The organism is Nostoc sp. DedQUE02 (genome assembly GCF_034531035.1).
Lineage (GTDB): Bacteria > Cyanobacteriota > Cyanobacteriia > Cyanobacteriales > Nostocaceae > Nostoc.
On sequence record NZ_JAVRBY020000028.1, the window covers coordinates 64,323 to 86,059 of the forward strand.

A 21,737-nucleotide genomic window follows, 5' to 3' on the forward strand; every position below is an offset into this window, starting at 1 on the left:
TAGGAAGGCAATAGGCAACGGGTAATAGGCAAGAAGTCTTTTTGAGTTGTATGGGTTTTTTCACGCAATCAAATATGAGTCCTATATAATTCCCATTGAATTTTTGAAACACTCAACACATATCTACCTCCTTTTTTCAATTTTTTCTGTTGCCTATTGCCTATTGCCTATTGCCTTCATATCAGCGAAATTCCATTACTACTTTGAACAACTAAAAGTTGAATAAATTCCCCCGGAATAGTGGGAGCTAAACCTATTTCTGCTATTACTTGTCCTATTTCTCGATTTTCAAGGGGATTCGTTTCGGCATCACATTTGACATAGAATGCCTCTTGAGGCAAAGCACCTTGGATAGCACCCTGTCGCCATAACGATTCACAATAAACGCTTAATTCCCTTTGCAGTCGCACCCATAAAGGAAAAGCATTTGGTTCAAACACTGTATCTGCTAAATTGCGATTTACCCAGCGTCCAAAGGTGAGAAATAAGCGACGCACGTTGACATATTGCCATTCAGTGATTGGGCTGAGGGTACGCACTCCCCACACTCGCATACCTCGTCCTTGGAAGCTACGAATACAATTGACTCCCGCTTCATTTTTTGGATTCAGCTGTTCTTGATCTGTGGGAGTTAGAGAAAAACTCAGATCCAGTACTCCTGCAAGTGGAATATTAGCAGGTGCGCCATGTACCCCGACTATGCGATCGCAACTTGCATAGATTCCAGCAATATGACCACAGGGAGGAATAGGATCGACGCGAAATTCTACTTTTAGCCAAGGTGCATATAATGCTCCGTTTTGGCTAGAAATTCGTTTGCGTTGCTCATTTAGTTTTCCTACATCATTCAAAGCATCAAGAATGGCAAAGCGATCGCCCATCTGCTCGCAATGTTTTAAAATAGCTTGCTGCATCTGAATAACTTCCCCATCTGAACCAAGCATGATGTCGGGAACACAAATCAAATCAACATTTTCTAAGACTTCGCTTGTCTCTAAACCTTCTTGGAGAGCCTCAAGAGTATTGTCAGATAAGGCTATAACATAACAAAGACGACCTCCGTTTTCAAAAAATCCTTTGATTGCATCTGCTAAATACCCTTTGGCTTCACCAAAATACTGCTGAAAATGCGTCGCCAAGGTTAGCTTTTTTGGTTCTTTCACTTCCTCTGTAACCAGACCAAAAAATACCGGAACACCTGTCAGTAACTCAGGTTCTGGAGTAGGAACGACATAGTTTAAAGAGATACCTGGTATTTTTGGCTCTAGAATCGGCATTTGTCATTTGTTATTTGTTATTTGTCATTTGTTATTTGTCATTCGTAATTATTTTCCGTGAGAAGTAGGAAAAAATCACTTTCATACTTGACATTGCCTGTGAAACTTGTTTCCTTGGGATTACCTATTAGCCTATTGCCTATTACCCATTAGCCCATTAGCCTATTAGCCTATTGCCTATTGCCTATTGCCTATTTGCCTATCCCCTATCCCCTACGTTCCCGTCCCAGTCCACTGGCTCAGACGGAAAATCACGAATTCTGCTGGCTTCACCACTGCTAGGCCAATCTCTGTGACAACTTGACCCAAATCCCGCACTTCTGGGGAGTTGGTTTCGGCATCACATTTCACATAAAAAGCTTCTTGGGGAGTTGTGCCAAACAATGCACCTTTGCGCCACTCTATCAATAAAAAAGCACTGATATTGCGGCGGATTTTTGCCCAGAGTTCGGGGGTATTGGGTTCAAAAACTGTCCATTGAGTCCCTTTATCAATGGAGTCTCGCAGATAACTAAAGTGTCGGCGAATATTGACGTATTTGAACTCTGTATTTGCATCTCCGCCCAAGGTACGCGCACCCCAAACGCGGATATTCCCGTTTAATTTGCGAATAACGTTAATCCCATCGGGATTAAGCCCATCTTGTTTGGCTTTGCTGAGATTATATTTTAAATCTAAGGCTCCCAAAATAGTTTCATTGGCAGGGGCTTTGTGTACTCCTCTTTGTCCATCAACCCTTGCATAAACTCCCGCAATATGACCGCTTGGAGGAACATAAATATTGCTATTACTTGCAGGATCGAAAACTTGAATCCACGGGAAATACAAGGCTGCATAGGCAGAGTTGAAGGGTTTAAGGGTATTCACAACTCCTGTGCTGCTAAGGTCGATGGTATCTAGACTATCGAGAATCGCAATGCGATCGCCCAGTTTTTCTGCATGATCTTTGATATCATCTCTAAGGGCTAAATTTCCTGGTGCAGCAATGATAGTGATTTCATCAATAGCTTCAAACGCATCTAAAACACCAGCAAGTTTATTTTCTTCAGATATCCAGGTGACATAACAACGAGTTCCACCATTTCTGAAAAAGCCATAAACTGCATGAGCTAAGGTGTTTTGCCCTTGGGTATCGCCACTAGGTGGTAAAAAGTCACCAAAGAATTTCTTAAATTCACTAAAGTTTGTGATTAACTTAATTTCCCCTTCTTGAGCGATGTTAGCATCACTGGGAATTACAGTTACAGGTAGTTGAACTTGGTAATATCCGGTAATTTTCTCCCCTGAAGGAATTGCATCTTTAAATTTTACGGTTGCAGATTTTTCGGCATCGTTATTAGTAATAGGGTTTGTATCATCTAAACTAACTGGACTACCACCAACGAAGAAGGCATAAGTCCCCACTGTGGTTACTAGTGGATAATCTCCTGACAATAAGGAATAATTTTTTTGGTTTCCACCTTTACCCTCACCAATCTCAACTGGAATTGAAAGGCTACCCACAGATTTAATTGAGGTGTTATTAGTATTAGTTGATGACCAAGCATTGGCTTTAATCGTACCAATAAAAGCAGCAATACTGGTTCCAACTCCTACAATCGGGGCAGAACCGGAAGCTATTTCTTCAACGTAAACACCTGGGGAAAGATAGATTGGCATTTCATTAGCTCCTTGATATAAGTAAGTCGGAGTAAATTGTTGGGATAAGGCAAATAGGGAATAGGGAATAGGCAAGAGGGAGTAGGGAGTAGGGAGTAGGGAATAAGGAATAGGGAATAAGGAATAGGCAATAGGGAATAGGCAATAGGGAATAGGCAATAGGTATAAAGGTTTTATAAAGTGTTTGTTTTTCCTTATATAGTTGATTATTGTGCCTATTTACTTATCCTATAAATAGTGAGTATTTATTTGGGTTTTAGAGCAAAATTCTGATCCGCAATTACTTGACTACGCTGAATCTGGAGTAACTGGTAAACTTGTTGATAACCTGTTGCAGAGACAATCATGGTGATGTTACGTTGACCTAATTTTGGTGATTCTAATCCGATTAAACAATAATTACCTTTTTGGTCACTAATGGTACTATCTCCACTATCTTGAATCTGTACTTTTGCATTGATAATCAACTTTTTTGGATCGTTTGCATCAGTAATTTTTCCTTTAATTCCCGTGGGTGAAAGCATAATATCCGCCATCGTTGTGGAAATTTTGCCATTGATAGGGGAAGATACTTGAACTTTTGTTCTGACTTCGTTGTATCGAGTTGGGCTGGTAGGTAACGATGCTTCTAGAAGATATTCCCCAGGGGGTAAATTTGTAAAGTAAAAATAACCATCATTGCTGGTAATTTTGCGGTCAGGTCGCTCAGGCATTTTTTCCCATTTTGAACCGTATTGCAGTGCTTTTAGAGATAAAATAGCTCGAAATTTTTCTGGCATCTCAATAATTGCAACTATTACACCAGAAATATTTTTTTGCGTTTCTCCTTGTAAAACTTGACCTGCGATCGCTATTTGTTGGTTAACTATAGATAGCTCGAGCATCGCTACTCCTGAAACTATGAGTTTGGTTGATGAACTCCCACCAGTCCCGCTTCTTCTCCTGCTTCATCCACAGGAACGGAGATGGTGACAGTACAATGCAAGACAACCTTGGGTCTAGTTCCTTCCTTCCCCCCCATTGCTTGCCAAAATTCCCCAAAACTTTGTAAGTTACTGGGACGTAAACTAATTAGTCTTAAAGGAAGTTCTTGTCCTTCTAAGTTATCTGCAATCAAGGTTTCGGGAAGTTTTCGATGTCGCAGCAACACCTTCATCACAGATCCTAAAAGTTGATGTTCTGTCTGGACATCCTCTTCATTTTGTGGCCAAGCAGTAATTAGATATGAACAATCTACCCTAGCTGGGGGACGTTTTCTAATTGCTCTGCCATTAGTTTGGCGTTCCACTGACCAAGCACTGCTGCGTAACTCTAGATTCTCCTGCACATCATAAAGAAATAAATTAATCGCTGGTTTTTGTTTAATTGCTCCTTGGTAAGGTGTAACAAAACTGATAAATACCTCTGTATCTCCTGAAGGAACATCAGGTGGAAGTTCTCGCTTCAGTAGCAATTCTAAGGTAGTGTCTAGACCATCTAACATAATCTAAACAATGTTCGTTTTATGACACTGTTCATTTTGAAAGCTTATGAGAGAAAATAACTGATAGTTGAAAATAATACAACCAGTTACTAGCTTTATGAATAAAATATACATGAGTTATTGTCAATATTCTTGTAACTATTAGTAATATTTGCAAAAATTGCAATTTAGGAAAAGTCTGCTAAAATCGATTGATTAAATTTAGAACAAGGAACTTAACGTTGCAGAATCTTGCTGTGGCGCTCAATACTGGGTTGAGCTTTGCTCCGTGTTTTAGAATAAAAATGTAATAATTTATTCTACTAATACTATATATAATAAATACACATATTTTATGACTCGCATAAATACTTAAGTAGGTCTAATCACTATTTTTTATAGCAATCCCTAACCGAATACCGGAGATAAACTATGTACCGAAAACAAATATCTCAAAAAGCTTCACCCTCGCTGCCGTCAACGCCAATAAGTAAAGAGATTGCCCCTAGCCGCAGTTATGGATCTGGATCGTTGTCTTCAGTTGTACAGAGAGTGCAACAAGATCCAAATAGCGTGAGTGGGGATGAGAGACAGGAGTTAGAGAGTGCGATCGGTACAAGGTCAACACGAGAGATTCTGGCGGGAAAGCAAACGCCGTGGATACCTGAATTCCAAGGGATTTCTGCCCAGCTATGGGGTAATTCTGGGGAAATTGGCGCACCTATTCAGGCGAAGCTGACAATAGGGGAAGCGGGGGATAAGTATGAACAAGAAGCGGATCGAGTAGCCAAGGATGTGGTGCAGAAGATTAACACACCACAAACCAATGCACTGGCAAAGAAAGATTCAGCGCCAATACAAACTAATACGTTACAACGCCAGCAAACAGATGAAGAAGAATTGCAACTAAAGCAGTTACCAGAGACGGTGCAGCGTCGAGAAGCGATCGCTGGGGGTGAAGCATCAACAGATTTGGCAAACTCTATTAACAGTGCTAGGGGAAGTGGACAGCCTTTGGATGCCAGTCTGCAACAGTCAATGGGGCAAGCGATGGGAACAGATTTTAGTGGGGTGCGGGTGCATACAGATGCTCAGGCTGATCAGTTAAATCAATCAATTCAGGCGAAGGCGTTTACCACAGGGCAGGATGTATTTTTTAAGCAAGGGGCATATAACCCTAGCAGCATAGCGGGACAGGAATTATTGGCGCATGAATTGACCCATGTGGTGCAGCAGAATGGTGGAGATATAGTAGAACGAAAAGTTCAAAAGAAAGGAATAAAAATTGGTTTAACCGATTCTAGAAATAATGTTATCCAAAAGACAGACAATGATGCCGTCCAGCTAGCAAACAAGTATCTTTACAATCAGGGATATCTTACTTATTATCAGAATAAGTGTCAAACATGGAATGATATCCAAAGGTTGCAGCATCACCAGCAATTTAGTGCAGAAGAATTTACTAACTTACGAAATGCAAGAGCAGCCAGATTAGTACATGATGCCCAAGGGGAAGTCGTACCCTTTGAACCACTGACTAGAACGCAAAAACAAGATTTAGCAACTCGGAAACAAACTCTCAGTCAACATCATCGAACCCATTATGACATTTTAACGTATATAGAACAACAAGTAAGTAATGCTTTTGGTAGAACCGGGATTAATGAATTCTATAGAGGGGCTCACATTATCTTCAATGATGACGCACTAATCTATGATCGGCTTTTTTCAAAGGCAAAAAGTTTAGCAGCTAGAAACCCCAATCAACGGGTTCGCAGACCCAATCATGTGATGGATAAATCTACTGCTGCTGGTTCTGCCGGACAGGCTACGCTAGATTATCTGGTGTCAGATGGTAATAATATACCCAGCGATGCACAATTGACTCAGCAAGAATTAAGCTCAGGAAAAATGTTTAAACGGCGGGCAGGAACTAAAGAAACTTCGCACTATGGTAGTCAACAGGAAATAGCAGCGGCAGATCCGCAGCGCCCCCAACTGGGGATTGATTTTCCTTTAGCTGTCAAAGGACATCTACTCTTTGGTGTGGTTCCTAATGGGAATGGTGGTTTTAACACATTTGTCCAAACGGAAGGAGCAGGATTCCAAAATTTGCGAGAACATGTTCAAGAGCACGGTAAAGGAGCTATCTGGAATAAGTTAGGTAGCTGGCAAACTGGCTTAATCGGTAATTCAACTGCGAGTGAGAAAACAAATACGCACCTACAACAATAACCTCCTTATTGAGTGCGATCGCCATTTTAGCGAAAGTAATAAAGGAGATTGAAAAAAATATTTAGCATAGTGCGATGCCTACAGCAGGCGTTGCTAACATCCACAATCTCTCTCCATTTTCATATACTGCTCACTCAAGGAATATCCAGTGTATTCAACAGCAGCAGAAGCGCAGATATTTAGCAAACCCATCTCCCAAGCCGTAGAAATTAGCCCCGATTTCAATGGGTTGCAACCTCTCCTCGTGCGATTAGATTGGCTAATTAAACAAGCGATTTTCATTCTGCAAACACAACGACAAGCAGAGGGAGAACTTGGAGTGTCATGGTTGCAAAAAACCGAAATATCATCAGAGCAAACATCAATTACAATTCGGTCAGATTCGCTCTTAGCATGGTTGCAAACCACTTTTGGCTTATCCACCTTTGACTTAGATATACTAGCGATCGCTCTTGCACCAGAATTAGATCGCCACTATGAAAAGGTTTTTGCCTATCTCCAAGATGATATGAGCAACAAAAGACCTACAGTAGATATGGTCTTAAACTTGCTCTGTTCTAGCGTTCCTGAAAAGCTATCACGACGTAAGCATTTTACTACTAACTCACCCCTAATTTACCATCGTCTGCTCCATCTCTGTCCAGAACCTCATCAGCAGCAATCTACCTTTCTTTCTCATCGTCTAATACTCGATTCCCAAGTGGTGAGGTTGCTATTACATCAACCGGGGTTAGATTCCCGACTCATTTCTTGTTGTCAACTACTAGAACCAAGCATATATTTCGATACTTTATATCTCAAGGCAGATGTACAAACAGCATTAGAAGTATTAGTGAGAGAAGACTGGCAGAAACAACAACCCCTACTGCTCTATTTTCAAGGAAATGATGCCTGCGGCGGGCTGCGCCTACGCACGGGTAAACGCCGCACCGCCCAATGGCTTGCCAAAACCCTGGAAGTTCCCTTGTTAGTTGCCGATTTAGCAAAGATGGTAGAGGATAAAGCCAACTTTGAGGAAAAACTGCAACTTTTATGGCGAGAAGCCTGGTTTTTTAATCGTTTGCTGTATATCGATAACTTCGATATTCTCTACCTTCAAGAGCATCAAATTCTTTATCAATCCTTTCTCAGAGAATTAGAGAAAAATATAGGTATTACTATTCTCTCAGGAGTGGAAAATTGGATACCCACAGCGACGGGTGCAATCGGGTTAATTACAGTTTCTTTTACAGTTCCTGAGTCTAGTCAACGCCGAGATTGTTGGCAAACTCACCTCCAAGCAGCGCAAATCAGTATTGAAGATAAAGAGTTGGATGTATTGAGCGATCGCTTTCTTCTAACTCCAGATCAGATTGCCGATGCTGTCGCCACTGCCTATAATACTGCCCGTTGGCAACAAATTGACTCAATTAAAGAAAAACCACTACCGTCATTTTTAAACTTATGTAGTGCAGCTCGCGCTCAATCAGGTCACGATTTAGCTACCCTCGCCCGTAAAATCGAACCGAAATATACTTGGGATGATATTGTATTGCACCCTAATCAAATAACACAACTACAAGATATCTGCAAAGAAGCAGAATACCGAAATTTAGTACATCAAAAATGGGGTTTTGCAGATAAATTATCTTTAGGAAAAGGTCTAAATGTTCTATTTTCTGGTTCTTCCGGTACAGGTAAAACTATGGCAGCAGAGGTGATAGCCCATCAACTGCAATTAGACCTTTACAAAATTGATTTATCTCAAATAGTTAGCAAATACATCGGCGAGACAGAGAAAAATCTCAATCGCATTTTTACTGCTGCAACCAATTCTAATGCCATCCTTTTTTTTGATGAAGCTGATGCCTTGTTTGGCAAACGTTCTGAGGTGCAAGATGCCCGCGATCGCTACGCAAATATTGAAGTAGGTTATCTGTTGCAAAAAATGGAAGAGTATGAAGGTATTGCAATTTTAACTACAAATCTCCGTAGCAATATAGACCCAGCTTTTGAGCGGCGACTCCGATTTATTATTGAGTTTCTCTTGCCAGATACAAAGAATCGTCACCTAATTTGGCAGAAAATTTTCCCAAAAAATGCTCCCTGTAGCCCCAATCTCGATTTAGAATTATTGGCACAAAATTTTGAGATTACAGGGGCTAATATTCGCAATATTGCGCTAACAGCAGCTTTTTTAGCAGCAGATGATCGGGGAGGGATTGAAATGGTACATTTAATTCGAGCGCTGCGTCGAGAGTATCAGAAAATGGGGCAAATTCTCAGGGATAAAGATTTAGGTCAATATGTAGATTTGCGTTGATTCTACTAGAGTACAGAGCAAACCTATGTGTGACTCGTTCCCTAAATGCATTAAGAAGGCAGAAGGCAGAAGGTTTTTTTCAGAAGGATGCCAGACTCTGATTATGTATTACTAATTACGTAAAAAATTTACCTAAACTCAGTCTGTTGGGACTACCGTAAATTTTGCTACAACATAAAATTGAGATATTCCGATTAGGCTCATCGCCTTTGCGTTAGCGTTACTACCCGCACAGTTCAGTTAAGAAAATAATCGGCAGGCAGGGGAGGCAGGGGGAGAGACAAATGCTTAACCCAAGCGTATTGGGTGAAAGACCGCTTTGGGGCGCTCAACATTCTTATTAACAATGCGGGAACGGGCATCGTAGGTCTATTAGAAACTTGGCCAGAAATACGGCAGCAAAAGAGCGGACGAATTGTGAATATCTCGTCAATTGAGGAATCATACTATGAAACCGGATTATCTCATTGTCGGTAGTGGTTTATCAGCATTGGTCTTTGGGGCTTTGATGGCAAACTCCGGCAAGACCGTGCAAATCCTCGAAGCCCATGAGCATCCAGGTGGCTTTGGTCATACGTTTACGATGGCTAAAAAATATACTTTTAATGCCCAATTCCATTATGTTTGGGATTGCGGTGAAGGACAAACGGTCAATCGGGTACTCAAAAAACTGGGGTTGGATCGGGAAGTGACTTTTGAGCGCTACGACCCAGATGGCTTTGACCACATGCGAATGCCGGGATATGCATTAGATATTCCTTCAGAACCGGAGGAACTGATCCAGCGATTATCAAAGCTATTTCCTGAATATTGTGATCGCATTCGCCAATTTATCAACGATGTCGAAAAAACGAGCGCAGGTTTGAAAAGACTCGCTCCCCCAGTTAAGCCAATTGAACTGCTCAAACATTCAGGTGAAGTGGTTTGTACCGTCCAATATCTCAACAGCACACTTCAAGATGTATTCGACAAGTTTCAGCTACCCCAAGCCGCCCAAACCCTATTGGCTCTGCAATGGCCTGATTTTCTGCTGCCTCCGAATCAACTCTCGTTTTATGCTTGGGTTGCTTTGTTCAAGGGCTATCAAGCTGGTGCATTTTACCCAACCCAGCATTTTGAGCATGTGATCAATTCCTTAGTCAAAGTGATTGAATCAAATGGAGGGCAAGTACTGCTCAACCATGAAGTCACGAATTTTAGACTCACAGACCGCACAGTTACCGGAGTTGAGGCGATGGATCTAACCACCCATCAAACTCATGAATTTACAGGCGACACTGTGATTTGCAATATTGACCCCAAAAAAGCCGCCAAAATGATTGGTGAGTCAAACTTCTCTAAAACCATGCGCCGAAAACTCAACTATGAGTATTCTGCATCTAACTACATGGCTTATTGCGTCGTCAAAGACCTCGACCTCCGCAATTATGGATTTGGCAAGTGGAATGTTTTCCACACAGGTCATCAGGATTTGAATGAAGCCTTTGCTCAGATGTATGAACACAATGACTTTTCCAATCCCAGCTTTGCCATAACAACGCCCACTTTATTGACACAAGCGAGTCGGGATTGTCCAGAGGATTGCCAAATTGTTGAATTCCTTACCGTTGCTAATTACAACTACTTTAAGCAATTGCGACAGAGCGATTCCCGTCGGGACGGCAAAGCCGATCGCAAAGCCTACAACCAGAAAAAGCAAGAAATCTTCGACTCTATCCTAGATGTCGTGGAAAAAGAATATGTGCCGAATTTTAGAAAGCATCTGGTCTTTCATATCACGGGTAGCCCCACCACCAATGAACGTTATTGCTGGTGTCCTAACGGGAATTCCTACGGTTCTAGTCTCACACCGCGCAACATGGGTCTGGGACGCTTAAACCACGAAACCTCACTCAACCATTTCTATTTCTGCAATGCATCATCAGGCTATCCCGGCTTTGCTCCCACATTCTGGACTGGAGCATTGCTCTATCAACGATTATCTGGTGACGTGCTTTTAGGCAATAGCTAAGTAAACACTCACACATATTATTCATATTCAAAAACTGAGAGGTCAGTTATGAGAATTGCAGTTATCGGTGGTGGGGGTAGTGGTATGGCTACAGCTTACCTGCTTGATAAACAAGGGCATCATGTCACCGTGTTTGAACGGCAGCCCATGTTGGGGGGACATATTCGGACACTCAACAAGAATGTTCAGCCTAACCAATCTGATTGCAATGAAATGTTGGAAAGTGGAGTGCTAGAATTTCCTACCCTATTTCACAACTTTGTGGCTCTGATGCAAGAGCTAGGAGTCGAACTAGAACTAATCCGTGTCGGTTCAGCGTTATTCCCCAAAGATGGCAATCCCTTTTTCTCGAAGGTCACAATTGAGAAAAACTATACAGGCATCCACCGCCTGATTGAATCTCTGCGGTTCGATAGCCTTCATACCCGTTCCGTTGGCTTATGGCTAAAAACCCGATTTGCCCAGATGGAAGATTTTTATGATCAGCCACTATCTCAATATGTGAACAACCAAAGTAAAAGCAATACCTGGCTAAAGTTGCTGACAATGTATAGCTACTCAATGCCGTTTGGACTCATTGACAACTTTCCCGCAGAGATGGCAATTCCGATGTTACGCGACTACCTTGGAGTTAAATGGGTCAGGATTAAAGGTGGTGTATATTCCTATATTGAAAAAATTTTGGAGCGATTTAAAGGTGAAGTCTTGTTGAATGTGGAGATTGCCAATATTGAAAGAAGCGTAGATGCTGTGAAAATTAAGCGATCGCCAGGTGAGATCCAGGAGTTTGATAAAGTCGTGTTTGCCACGCCACCCGACCAAGTGATGGCACTATTAGCCGATCCAACCGATGCTGAAATTAAACGTTTCTCAGATTGGAAAGCTAATTATGCAACCACCACAGTTCATACGGATACTTCCATGTATGATCATCATCACATCCACCACCCCTCGGAATTTGATTTCTTCCAGACAGACACTCGATGGGGATATAACAGTTACTTGAATCAGCTTTGCGGCATCTCATCGCCACAGCATTATTTTTTATCGTTTCAACTAGAAGGATTGATTGCTCGCGATCGCATTATTCACACTCAAGAACATCACACTCCGTTGTATACGACTGAATCTTTTAGATATCGAGATGAAGTAGTTGCCACTAATGGAGAGAACAATACTTATTATGCAGGAGCTTATCTTGGAGATGGCTTGCATGAAGGAGCGATCGCATCTGCCTTTCGAGTTGCTCAACTCATCGGTTCATCTTTGGCTCTCTCCATTTCTGGTTTCAAGGACAAAAATACAAACACACTCAGTAGACCGAAAACTTTCACATCCACTGTAGAAAACCTTGTGAATAAGCACACACGAGTGATATCATGTCCGGCTGATTAGTTATAATTTTCGCATCTGTGCAAAAACCTGAAAACCCTTTCTCCCCCTGCCCCTGGTCACTGAGCGTAGCCGAAGTGCTGCTCCCTGCCCCTGGTCACTGAATCTCGACTCACTTCGACGCCGCTCAGTGCAAGTCGCTCGATTTCCGCGTAGCCGAAGTGCCGGTCACTGAGCGTAGCCGAAGTGCTGCCCCCTTGCAATCTTAATGATAAGTCTTTAACCGGACACGATATGATTCATGCATTCGGCCGAGAAGGTGATATCACAGAAGTTTAAGGGTAAAATTGTCAACTACATTCGCTAGTTTTGCCACAAGCAGTCTCGCTTTTCACTTTACTAAATTTGATGGGATAGAGACCGAAAATTCTGCTCCTTTTCCTAGCTCCGATATTACACTTATTCGCCCCCGATGTTTTTCTACAATAGAGTAGCTAATCGATAATCCTAAGCCTGTTCCTGTGCCAATAGGTTTTGTTGTAAAAAATGGGTCAAATAAATGCTGCTTCACCTTTTCAGACATACCAGACCCATTATCTGCAATTTGAATGGTTATTGTATCAGCCTCAGTCATTTTGGTACGAATTTCGATGGTGGGGATTTTTGTTTGTGTATGTTCAGTTGTGAATAATGAATCTAATGCATCAATAGCATTGCTAAGAATATTCATAAATACTTGATTTATCTGACTAGCGTAGCAATTTACTTCAGGCAGTTGGGCATATTCTTTAATCACATTAATTGCGGGACGGTATGTTTTATCTTCTAGACGGTGCTGTAAAATTAACAAGGTGCTGTCAATACCTTCATGAAGATTGACAGTTTTCATTTCAGCCTCATCCAGGCGCGAGAAATTGCGGAGAGAAAGAACAATCTGGCGGATGCGATCTGCTCCTACTTTCATTGATTGCAGTAATTTTTGGAGGTCAGATTTGAGGAAGTTTAAATCTATGGCCTCTAGTTCTTCTTGAATTTCAGCAAATGGTTGAGGATAATAGTGTTGATACAACTCAACCAAATGCAACAAATTTTGACAATATTCATTGGTATAGCTGACGTTGCCATAGATAAAGTTAATCGGGTTGTTAATTTCGTGGGCGATACCTGCCACCATTTGCCCCAATGAAGACATTTTTTCAGTTTGAATCAGTTGGCTTTGAGTGTGTTGCAGTTGTTCTAAAGTTTCCGAGAGATGCTGATTTTTATCATTCAACTCAAAAGTTCTCTGCTCTACCTTTTGCTCCAAGGTATGGCTGTAATCCTCTAGTTGGGCTTTTGCTACGGCAAGATTGTTATAAAACATGGCATTTTGCAGCGAGATGGCAGCTTGTGCTGTGAGCAGCCGCAAAACCTCAAGACGGTTTTGGGTAAAGGCTCCAGTGGTCAAACTGTTTTCTAGGTATAGAATGCCAATGATCTGGCCCCGATTGTGAATCGGCGTACATAGCAAGCTTTTAGGTTGCCATTGAATAATGTAGGGATCGTTGGCAAAGGTGGTTTCTCTGCGGGCATCATCTAGCACTAGGGTTTCGGAGGTACGCGAGACATAGTTCACCACGGTTTTGGGAATATCCTGACTGGCTGAAAGAGGCAATGAGTGCAGATTTACCCCAAGGCTTTCATACAAAGCCATAGATCGCTCCTCTTCGGCGATAGCTTTGCTGCTTCTCTGAGCTGCAACCACCCAATTATCCTCTTGAAGCAGCAAGAGTACTGATTTTTCAGCCCCGGCATTTTCACTTACAACCCGCATCAAGGTTGTCAACAGCTTTTCTAATTCAATTTCTCCAGCCAGTGCATGAGAGGCTTTGATTACCGTTACTAAATCTAACGCTTCAGTCCCACTGGAACTAGTGTGTGTGAATCCGATTGTAGTGGTGAGGCTAGGGTCTGCAAAAGCATTTTCCTGCTGCTGAAGACTCGTAGCCAAGAATTGAGGATATTGGCTCTCCAACTGTTTGACTTTGGCTACAGCTCCCCATTTTAGGTAACTGTAATAGGCATTCATCAGGTAAATTTGAGCGATACCTTCCGTGGGCTTTCCTGGGGGGTGCGCGTAGCTTGCTTCTACAAAGTAGTACGCCAACGCTTCTTTGTTCCATTCCAAGTAAAATCGGGCAGCCAATTCATTGGCGAGGGCAACTTCTTGAATGTATCCATTGGCTTTTGCCCCAGCGATCGCGCGATCGTAAAGATCCACAGCCTGCGCCATCAGTCCCAACACTCGGCATTCTTCGGCTTTTACTAGTTCAAATTTGTGCAAATAATTCATAGGTGCGTGGTGCGCCCATGTCTCCATTTTTTCCTGGTTTTTTGTCACCCGCTCCAGTAATATTTCTCGGCGATCGCCCGTAGCTGTAGAATACTCTGCCAGAGCCGTCAGTGAATCATAAAAATAAAATATCGGCACAGTAGCATAGCCCGTACCTGCAACTAGATAAACTCTAGCTTGAGCGGCTGTCTCCACTGCTTGAGAGATGTTTTCAAACAAATAACAGAGAATCAACTTGTGTAGCCAGAAGTAGTGAGGCCCCATCAAGTCATTAGCATTATGCATTTGAGTCAAAAATTTTGCTTCATTAAGTACCTCACCTGTTAAAACACAGGGATTTTCGGCCTTGCCGAGCAAATTCAAAACTGTTTGCCAGAAGACACGGCAGTAGTTGAGAATCATGTCTTGCCTAAAATTTTCCAAAGCATGACAGTAAGCCTGGATGTCTTCCTCTAAGGATTTCAGTTCTCGTCCCAAAAAATAAGAATACTGACAGATGTCTTTCGTAGTGAAGGCAACGTAATATACATTTCTAGTTTCCAGAGCAATTTTGTAGCCCTCCAGTATCAGCTGTAAAGATTTTTGTAGTGGAGACTTTAAATAGGTGATAAAAGCACCCGTAACATAAAACACATTAGGTTTAATGTCGCTAATATTAAATTTGTCAGTTAGTGCCAAAGCCAGGTTGCCAAAAAGATAGGCTTTTTCAATATCTTGGAGAATTCCGTTTAACAGAATGCCATAGGCGGCATAACATAAGGCAGAAAATGGAGCATTGCCATACTGAATTGATGCTTTGACTTGTGACAGGATGATTAGGGGAAACAGATTTGGTTCGGCGGTGTAAACGGCTGGAGCAACGTTTGCCACAATTCGGTTAACAGCCAGCTTGTCTTTTGCCGTCATCAGGGGTAAATCAACCAAGGAAGCAATATCACGCCCGTTAATTAAGGCAGCAGTTTCCTGAAGGGCTTGCTGAATATCTTCGGGGGTGGATATTTCGGGAAAAACCACGCCGAACAGGCTCATTCCCTGGCGAGCGATCGCGATCGCGCCCAGCACATTATTTTGAGTTGTATACGCCTGGATTTTGGTTTCGTAAATGCTGATTTGATCTAGTGGAGTTTTGGCTTGCTGCATTACTGTTTGAGCCAATTGCTCCATCTGTTCATGGGCACCACAAAGGTAAGCAGCTTCGGCGGCTGATTCGTGCAGTACTAGAGCCAATTCATACTGAGTGTGCCAACAGTCGGATCTCAATAAATCAATCCCGGTAGTTAAATACTCAATTGCTACCTGGTATGATGTAGTAGATTTAGCTTTTTTTCCTGCGAGTAGGTTAAGTTGTGCCAGTCGATCACGATCGGGCACAGATACAATCAGTTCTCTGCCAAGATTCAATTGGTTGACAATTTCAAAAATCAGCAATTCTTGCTCAGTTTCCGGGATATTACTCAACAGCAATTGACCAATCTTCAGGTGAGTTGCTGGTTTCTGATTCGCCGGAATTAGTGAATAAGCGGCTTGTTGAACGCGATCGTGGATAAATTTGTAGGTAATATTTATCGATCCGTGGTCATTTGTCAAATCATCTATAACAACAGACTCATCCTGAAAGAATGTATATCCTTCACCACTGGGCAAAATTAATCCATCCTTGAGAGCTGGCCACAAATCTGCTGCGGTTTGGGCTGGAGATTTTTCATAGACAACCGATAGGGTTTCTAAATCAAACTGATTGCCAACACAGGCAGCCAGTTTGAGAACATCTTGAGTCTGCGATCGCAATTTTTGGAGTTGCAGCACCACAAACTCTACAATATCTTCTGTAAAAGAAAGCGCCCGGATTTGAGTAAGATTGCACTGCCAATCGCCTGTTTTGCTGGCAAAGGCGATCAGTCCATCTTCATGCAGCGATTTGAGAAACTGGTTCGTGAAAAATGGATTACCTTTGGTCTTTTGATACACCAAATTGGCGATCGCAGTTGCTTGTTCTGCTGAATATTTCAGCGTATCTGCAATCAGTTGATTCAGGTCGGTTTCGGTAAGGGCAGAAAGAACAATACTGCTAACTGTAATCGCCTCTTGACGCATCTCCTCAATGGTCAACATCAAGGGATGTGCAGAAGAAACCTCATTATCTCGATATGCTCCAATCACTAGCAAATAAGAGTTATTGGCTTCACTCATCAACAGATGCATCAGTTTTAAAGAAGCCAAGTCTGACCACTGTAAATCATCGAGGAAAATGACCAGGGGATGCTCTTGGGTCGTAAATATTTGAATGAATTTCTGAAATAGCAAATTGAAGCGGCTTTGGACAGCAGTACCCGATAATTCCGGCACAGAGGGCTGTTTGCCAATGATTCGTTCGAGTTCTGGAATCACCTCAATAATCACTTGACCACTTTCACCCAATGTAGATAAAATTTGGGTCTTCCACTGGTCAATTTGAGCATCACTCTCTGTCAGCAGTTGTGCCATTAAGTCCCGGAATGCTTGCACCAAAGCAAAAAAGGGAATATTCCGATTAAATTGATCAAATTTGCCTTTGATAAAGTATCCGCGCTGACGGGTGATCGGTTTGTCAACTTCATTGACAATTGCCGTTTTCCCAATGCCAGAAGAACCTGCAACCAGGATCATTTCAGAAGTTCCCTGGCGCACCCGTTCAAAGGTTGCTAGTAGCATTGCCACTTCTGCTTCCCGGCCATAGAGTTTTTCGGGAATCGTAAAGCGATCGCAAACGTCCCTGTCCCCTAGCCGGAACGGGATAATATTTCCACTCTCCTGCAATTGATCCAAACAAATTTGCAGATCGTGCTTTAGCCCTAATGCATTCTGATAGCGGTCTTCAGCATTTTTCGCCATCAGTTTCATGACGATATCACAGAGAATTTGGGGAATCTTTTCTCTATCCCCTAAAAGTGGTGGTTGTTTCGCTATGTGACAATGCACCAATTCCATCAAATCATCGGATTGAAATGGTAATCGCCCAGTTAATAGTTCATAGAAAGTGACTCCGAGAGAATAGAAGTCAGTGCGATAATCAATTCCTCGATTCATTCGTCCAGTTTGTTCGGGCGAGATATAGGCGAGGGTTCCTTCTAAAACAGCCGGACTAGTTGAAAGTTGGTTAACTCTTGGTAGCAGTGAAGCAATGCTAAAGTCAATGAGTTTAACCTCCTTTGTGGCCGGATTTATGAGGATATTGGCGGGTTTGATATCCTTGTGGATAACTTGGTGATGGTAGAGATCAGCCAGGATATCGGCAAGTGCGATCGCAATCTGTAAAAAGTCGCTCAAAAACTCAGCACAAAAGTGTGAGATATTTTCCTCACTTGTTATATTTCTGAATCCCTGTCTCCAAGCGTCAGCATACTCCTTCAAAGAAATTCCGCCAAAGTCTTCTAAGATCAGGGCGGGTCGATTATGAAAATTTTCCAGGTTATAGATCCGAACAACCCCAGGAACATTTAAGATTTTCGTAATTGTGTACTGATTCTTGAATTGAGCCAACTCAATCAGACTTGGATAAGAACTTTTAAGAAGTTTGATCACAACAGCAGTTTGATCAGTCTCTCGCAAAGCTCGGTAAACCAGAGTGCGACTGCTGGTGTAAATTCTCTCACCAATTCGATAGCCGGGAACATCGACTCGATTCTCTAGCATAAAAGTTGCTATTGGATAACCTAAGTTCAGTTTTCCCTAATTAACTCGAATTATCACAATTCATTAGTAAAAAGTTGAGAAAACCAGTTGAGCTAAATCAACCGACTAGGCTTGAGAGACCATTTACAGCAGCAAAGGCAATTTTAGCAACTGCTAATTTTTTCACTAGCGTCATCTCTTCAGTATTTATATCTACGGTAAATAGAGAACTTATTGGCTCATGATTGAGATTAGCAACTGCATAGAATTTTATCCACGTAAGTAAATACAGGAATCAGACCTAATTACTATAGTACTCTAGAATATACGTTATCAAACTTCGTCAAGAAAGCGAAGTTCTCTAAACATAAATACATTCCAAGTTTTGAGATTAGGATAAGTAATGTAGCAATTTGTGGTAAAACAATTAGAGCCTTCAAAAGTAATAAGCTCGAACACAAACAATGACAATACTGCCGCAATGTAACCATTTACATCCTAAGCAGGAACTAGATAGATTTTTGCGTCAAACATTTCAAAAAACTTTTTGGGGAATTGTTTGTTTAATAGTTCTGTTTAGTGCTGGTTTTGTTTCTGTGAACGCAGTGCAGCCATTACGTAAGCCTGACCTGTGGCAAGTTTATCAGTACTCACTCAAGTCAGCAAAATATGTTGACTTAACTCATACGATTACTCCGGCAATTCCTGTATGGTCAGGTTTTGATTCTTCAAAGTTTACCCCTAGTATCAACCCAAAAACAGGTTTGCCATACACTTACCAAAAGGATGGGTTTGAAGCAACTCATTACAATTTATCTACCGATCAGCTAGGAACACAACTAGATCCACCTGCTCACTGGAACCCTGATTATCCAGCTATTGATGAGTTGCCAGCAACATTTGCTGTTCGTCCTCTAGTAGTAATTCCGATCCAGGATAAAGTTGCCAAAGACCCTAATTACCACCTGAGTGTCAAAGATATTCAGGATTGGGAACGCAAACATGGCAGGATTCCACAAGGCTCAGTTGTGTTTGTTCGCTCTGATTGGTCTTCATCATGGCCAAACCCTGAACTAGCTACAAGAACTAAGTTTCCTGGGGTAAAGCTAGAAGCTTTGCAGTTTCTGCACCTTGAGCGCAAAATTCTTTTCCACGGACACGAACCCCTCGATACAGACAGCACCCCAACACTGGAAGGGGAAGCTTGGCTGTTAAAAAATGGATATACCCAAGCAGAGGGTGTTGCAAATCTAGATCAAGTGCCAGAAACAGGTGCATTGATCGCTATTGGCTATCCCAAATTCAAAGGTGGTTTGGGAGGTTATGCACGTTACATTGCTATCTGTCCGCCAGGCTGGAAATACGGCGTTTCTGTAGGTCAAATCCCGGAGTCTCCCCTGCAAAAAGCAGATAAACCCCTCCACTGGAATACAAAATTGGGTGTACGGGTACGGTGAGAGGAAGCAATTGGGTTATTGCTCTCTATAGCAATTCGATTTGATTTGTGTTCGTGCAGCGTGGCGTAGGCATACTTATTTGCGTAGGAGAGAAGAGGCAAGAGGCAAGAGGCAAGAGGCAAGAGGCAAGAGGCAAGAGGCAAGAGGCAAGAGGCAAGAGGCAATAGGCAATAGGCAATAGGCAAGAAGCCTCTTTGAGTTATGCTGAATTTTTTCAGAAATCGGTGTTGCGGAATCGAGGTATGAATTTGGATGTAGAGACGTTGCAATTGCTAGTCTCTACAAGGATTTTGAAATAACGCAAAATTATTTTTTATACCGCAATCAGCAACGCCCAGAAATCAAATATGAGTCCTATGAAGACGCACTGACGCGATCGCTTGAATGATAAACAATCACTACTGGCTTTCTTAATTTTGAATTTTGATTTATAGTCTTATCCCCAACAATCTAGTTTAATCTAGACAATATCTGTCCAATTAAATCCTAAATTAAGTTCCTTTTGAGAAAAAATATATATGCCTTACGATATTACTATGTGTCCAGGGCAAAATTGCCCGATCAAAGAAAATTGTTCCCGTTTTACAGATGAAATTCTAGGTCGTCAGGATTTTTTTGGCGAAGCTCCCTATAATTTTACTACTAATTCCTGCGAGCATTTTCTCAGTAACCACCCAGATGAAAATAGAATCCGTTTGAAAGCTTATGAAATTTGGCAACAAATGGGCTATCAAAATGGCAAATCTGTAGAACATTGGCTTCAGGCTGAAAAGGAGTTAATAGATTTGAAAATATAACTTTATGCCGTAAAGGTTTAAAGTTCCGCATTCCTAACTAGTCTAAACTCCAGTCATCTCTATGTCCCAGGTATCGCTTCCCCAATCACCCCATCCATACCTACCCCTCACAGCTCTTGCGCCCATGCAGGATGTGACAAACCTCTGGTTTATGAAGGTAATTGCTCATTACGGTAGTCCTGACTACTTCTTCACCGAGTATTTCCGCGTCAATGATACCTCACGGCTCAATCGTAGCATTCTGGCAGCAATTACCGAAAACGATACGGGTCGCCCTGTTTTTGCTCAAATGATTGGCGAAAGCATTCCAGATTTAGTCAGAACAGCACAGGAACTTTGCAACTATAATATCGCTGGAGTTGACTTGAACATGGGCTGTCCAGCACCTAGAATCTATCGCAAAAATGTTGGGGGTGGATTGCTGCTCTTACCAGAAAAAGTGGATCGGATTTTGGGAGAACTGCGTTCTGCTGTCAACGATCGACCTTTGACTGTTAAGATGCGCGTAGGCTTTGAAAATACAGATAACTTTTACAAAATTTTAGATATAATCAATCGCCACAGCATTGATTTGCTCTCTTTGCATGGTCGCACAGTGAAAGATATGTATCACGGGGCAGTGAAATATGATTTGATTGCTGAAGCAGTTAGACGAGTCGATTGTCCAGTGCTTGCCAATGGCAATATCGACTCTGCGGCAACTGCCCTTAAAGTGCTTTCTCAAACGGGTGCGGCAGGTGTAATGGTGGGACGTTGGGCGATCGGGAATCCTTGGGTTTTTAATCAAATTCGGCAGGCTTTGCGCTTCGAGCCGATCGCGCCTGTTCCTTTAGTAGAGGTACGCAACTATATTGATCGTTTATGGCAAACTCCCACGGCGGCAACTATGCCAGTGCGATCGCGTGTCGGCTATCTCAAAATGTTCCTTAACTACATTGCTCTGAGTGTTGATGCTGAGGGGAATTTCCTGCGGCTGATGCGACAGACGCAGACCGAGTTAGAACTGTTAAACCTCTGCGATCGCATTCTCCTTGGCGATCTGACGAAAACTTTAGGCCTAGCACCCTACTCAGGGGTGTAATATTGTGTCCGGTTAAAGACTTATCATTAAGACTGCAAGGGGGCAGGGAGCAGCACTTCTCTACGAGACGCTGCGCGAACGGCTACGCGGTAATCGAGCGACTTGCACTGAGCGGCGTCGAAGTTAGTCGAGATTCAGTGA

General features: G+C 42.2%; 12 protein-coding genes. 7 read left to right on the top strand and 5 right to left on the bottom strand.

The features are described from left to right. Window positions 1-176 precede the first annotated feature (176 nt). The 4 genes from RMX98_RS20750 to RMX98_RS20765 all read right to left on the bottom strand — a co-directional run bounded on the left by RMX98_RS20750 (window position 177) and on the right by RMX98_RS20765 (window position 4,419). Entirely contained in the window at window positions 177-1,277 is a 1,101-nt protein-coding gene (locus tag RMX98_RS20750; protein WP_322680218.1) for a phage tail sheath family protein, read from the bottom strand. 213 nt (window positions 1,278-1,490) lie between these two features. Then, a complete protein-coding gene (locus RMX98_RS20755; RefSeq protein ID WP_322680217.1) occupies window positions 1,491-2,936 on the bottom strand; it encodes a phage tail sheath family protein in 1,446 nt (481 codons plus the stop codon). Window positions 2,937-3,181: 245 nt separating this feature from the next. Beyond that, window positions 3,182-3,820 carry a carboxypeptidase regulatory-like domain-containing protein gene (locus tag RMX98_RS20760; RefSeq protein WP_322680216.1) on the bottom strand — a complete coding sequence of 213 codons (639 nt, stop codon included), beginning with the start codon at window positions 3,818-3,820 and terminating at the stop codon, window positions 3,182-3,184. A 14-nt stretch (window positions 3,821-3,834) separates the two neighbouring features. Next, on the bottom strand, window positions 3,835-4,419 hold the full coding sequence (locus tag RMX98_RS20765; RefSeq protein WP_322680215.1) for a DUF4255 domain-containing protein: 585 nt from the start codon (window positions 4,417-4,419) through the stop codon (window positions 3,835-3,837). A 411-nt stretch (window positions 4,420-4,830) separates the two neighbouring features. Between RMX98_RS20765 and RMX98_RS20770 the strand changes: the two genes are divergently transcribed. The 4 genes from RMX98_RS20770 (at window position 4,831) to RMX98_RS20785 (ending at window position 12,341) form a co-directional block, all read left to right on the top strand. Beyond that, complete coding sequence (locus RMX98_RS20770) at window positions 4,831-6,633, top strand: DUF4157 domain-containing protein (protein WP_322680214.1); 1,803 nt, start codon at window positions 4,831-4,833, stop codon at window positions 6,631-6,633. 148 nt (window positions 6,634-6,781) lie between these two features. Next, complete coding sequence (locus tag RMX98_RS20775; RefSeq protein ID WP_322680213.1) at window positions 6,782-8,935, top strand: ATP-binding protein; 2,154 nt, start codon at window positions 6,782-6,784, stop codon at window positions 8,933-8,935. A gap of 448 nt (window positions 8,936-9,383) precedes the next feature. Beyond that, complete coding sequence (locus RMX98_RS20780) at window positions 9,384-10,946, top strand: NAD(P)/FAD-dependent oxidoreductase (protein ID WP_322680212.1); 1,563 nt, start codon at window positions 9,384-9,386, stop codon at window positions 10,944-10,946. Window positions 10,947-10,994: 48 nt separating this feature from the next. Further along, complete coding sequence (locus RMX98_RS20785) at window positions 10,995-12,341, top strand: FAD-dependent oxidoreductase (RefSeq protein ID WP_322680211.1); 1,347 nt, start codon at window positions 10,995-10,997, stop codon at window positions 12,339-12,341. 328 nt (window positions 12,342-12,669) lie between these two features. On the opposite strand, the gene RMX98_RS20790 is transcribed toward RMX98_RS20785, so the two are convergent. Next, window positions 12,670-18,282, bottom strand: coding sequence for an AAA family ATPase (locus RMX98_RS20790; protein ID WP_322680210.1), 5,613 nt, complete (start codon window positions 18,280-18,282; stop codon window positions 12,670-12,672). 443 nt (window positions 18,283-18,725) lie between these two features. On the opposite strand from RMX98_RS20790, the gene RMX98_RS20795 reads away from it, so the two are divergent. The 3 genes from RMX98_RS20795 to RMX98_RS20805 all read left to right on the top strand — a co-directional run bounded on the left by RMX98_RS20795 (window position 18,726) and on the right by RMX98_RS20805 (window position 21,596). Further along, the gene (locus RMX98_RS20795; RefSeq protein WP_322680209.1) at window positions 18,726-19,718 is read left to right on the top strand and encodes a cyclase family protein; all 993 of its coding nucleotides are present in this window, start codon (window positions 18,726-18,728) and stop codon (window positions 19,716-19,718) included. Window positions 19,719-20,236: 518 nt separating this feature from the next. Beyond that, window positions 20,237-20,515, top strand: a complete 279-nt coding sequence (locus RMX98_RS20800) for a DUF2934 domain-containing protein (protein ID WP_322680208.1) — start codon at window positions 20,237-20,239, stop codon at window positions 20,513-20,515. Between the two features lie 61 nt (window positions 20,516-20,576). After that, window positions 20,577-21,596, top strand: coding sequence for a tRNA-dihydrouridine synthase family protein (locus tag RMX98_RS20805; RefSeq protein WP_322680207.1), 1,020 nt, complete (start codon window positions 20,577-20,579; stop codon window positions 21,594-21,596). The last annotated feature ends 141 nt before the right edge of the window (window positions 21,597-21,737 follow it).

Excerpts from the sequence above, each read along its gene's own strand:
- RMX98_RS20805 (WP_322680207.1), top strand. The coding sequence starts at position 20,577 with ATGTCCCAGGTATCGCTTCCCCAATCACCCCATCCATACCTACCCCTC.
- RMX98_RS20795 (WP_322680209.1), top strand. The coding sequence starts at position 18,726 with ATGACAATACTGCCGCAATGTAACCATTTACATCCTAAGCAGGAACTA.
- RMX98_RS20785 (WP_322680211.1), top strand. The coding sequence starts at position 10,995 with ATGAGAATTGCAGTTATCGGTGGTGGGGGTAGTGGTATGGCTACAGCT.
- RMX98_RS20790 (WP_322680210.1), bottom strand. The coding sequence starts at position 18,282 with ATGCTAGAGAATCGAGTCGATGTTCCCGGCTATCGAATTGGTGAGAGA.
- RMX98_RS20800 (WP_322680208.1), top strand. The coding sequence starts at position 20,237 with ATGCCTTACGATATTACTATGTGTCCAGGGCAAAATTGCCCGATCAAA.
- RMX98_RS20780 (WP_322680212.1), top strand. The coding sequence starts at position 9,384 with ATGAAACCGGATTATCTCATTGTCGGTAGTGGTTTATCAGCATTGGTC.
- RMX98_RS20760 (WP_322680216.1), bottom strand. The coding sequence starts at position 3,820 with ATGCTCGAGCTATCTATAGTTAACCAACAAATAGCGATCGCAGGTCAA.
- RMX98_RS20755 (WP_322680217.1), bottom strand. The coding sequence starts at position 2,936 with ATGCCAATCTATCTTTCCCCAGGTGTTTACGTTGAAGAAATAGCTTCC.
- RMX98_RS20765 (WP_322680215.1), bottom strand. The coding sequence starts at position 4,419 with ATGTTAGATGGTCTAGACACTACCTTAGAATTGCTACTGAAGCGAGAA.
- RMX98_RS20750 (WP_322680218.1), bottom strand. The coding sequence starts at position 1,277 with ATGCCGATTCTAGAGCCAAAAATACCAGGTATCTCTTTAAACTATGTC.
- RMX98_RS20770 (WP_322680214.1), top strand. The coding sequence starts at position 4,831 with ATGTACCGAAAACAAATATCTCAAAAAGCTTCACCCTCGCTGCCGTCA.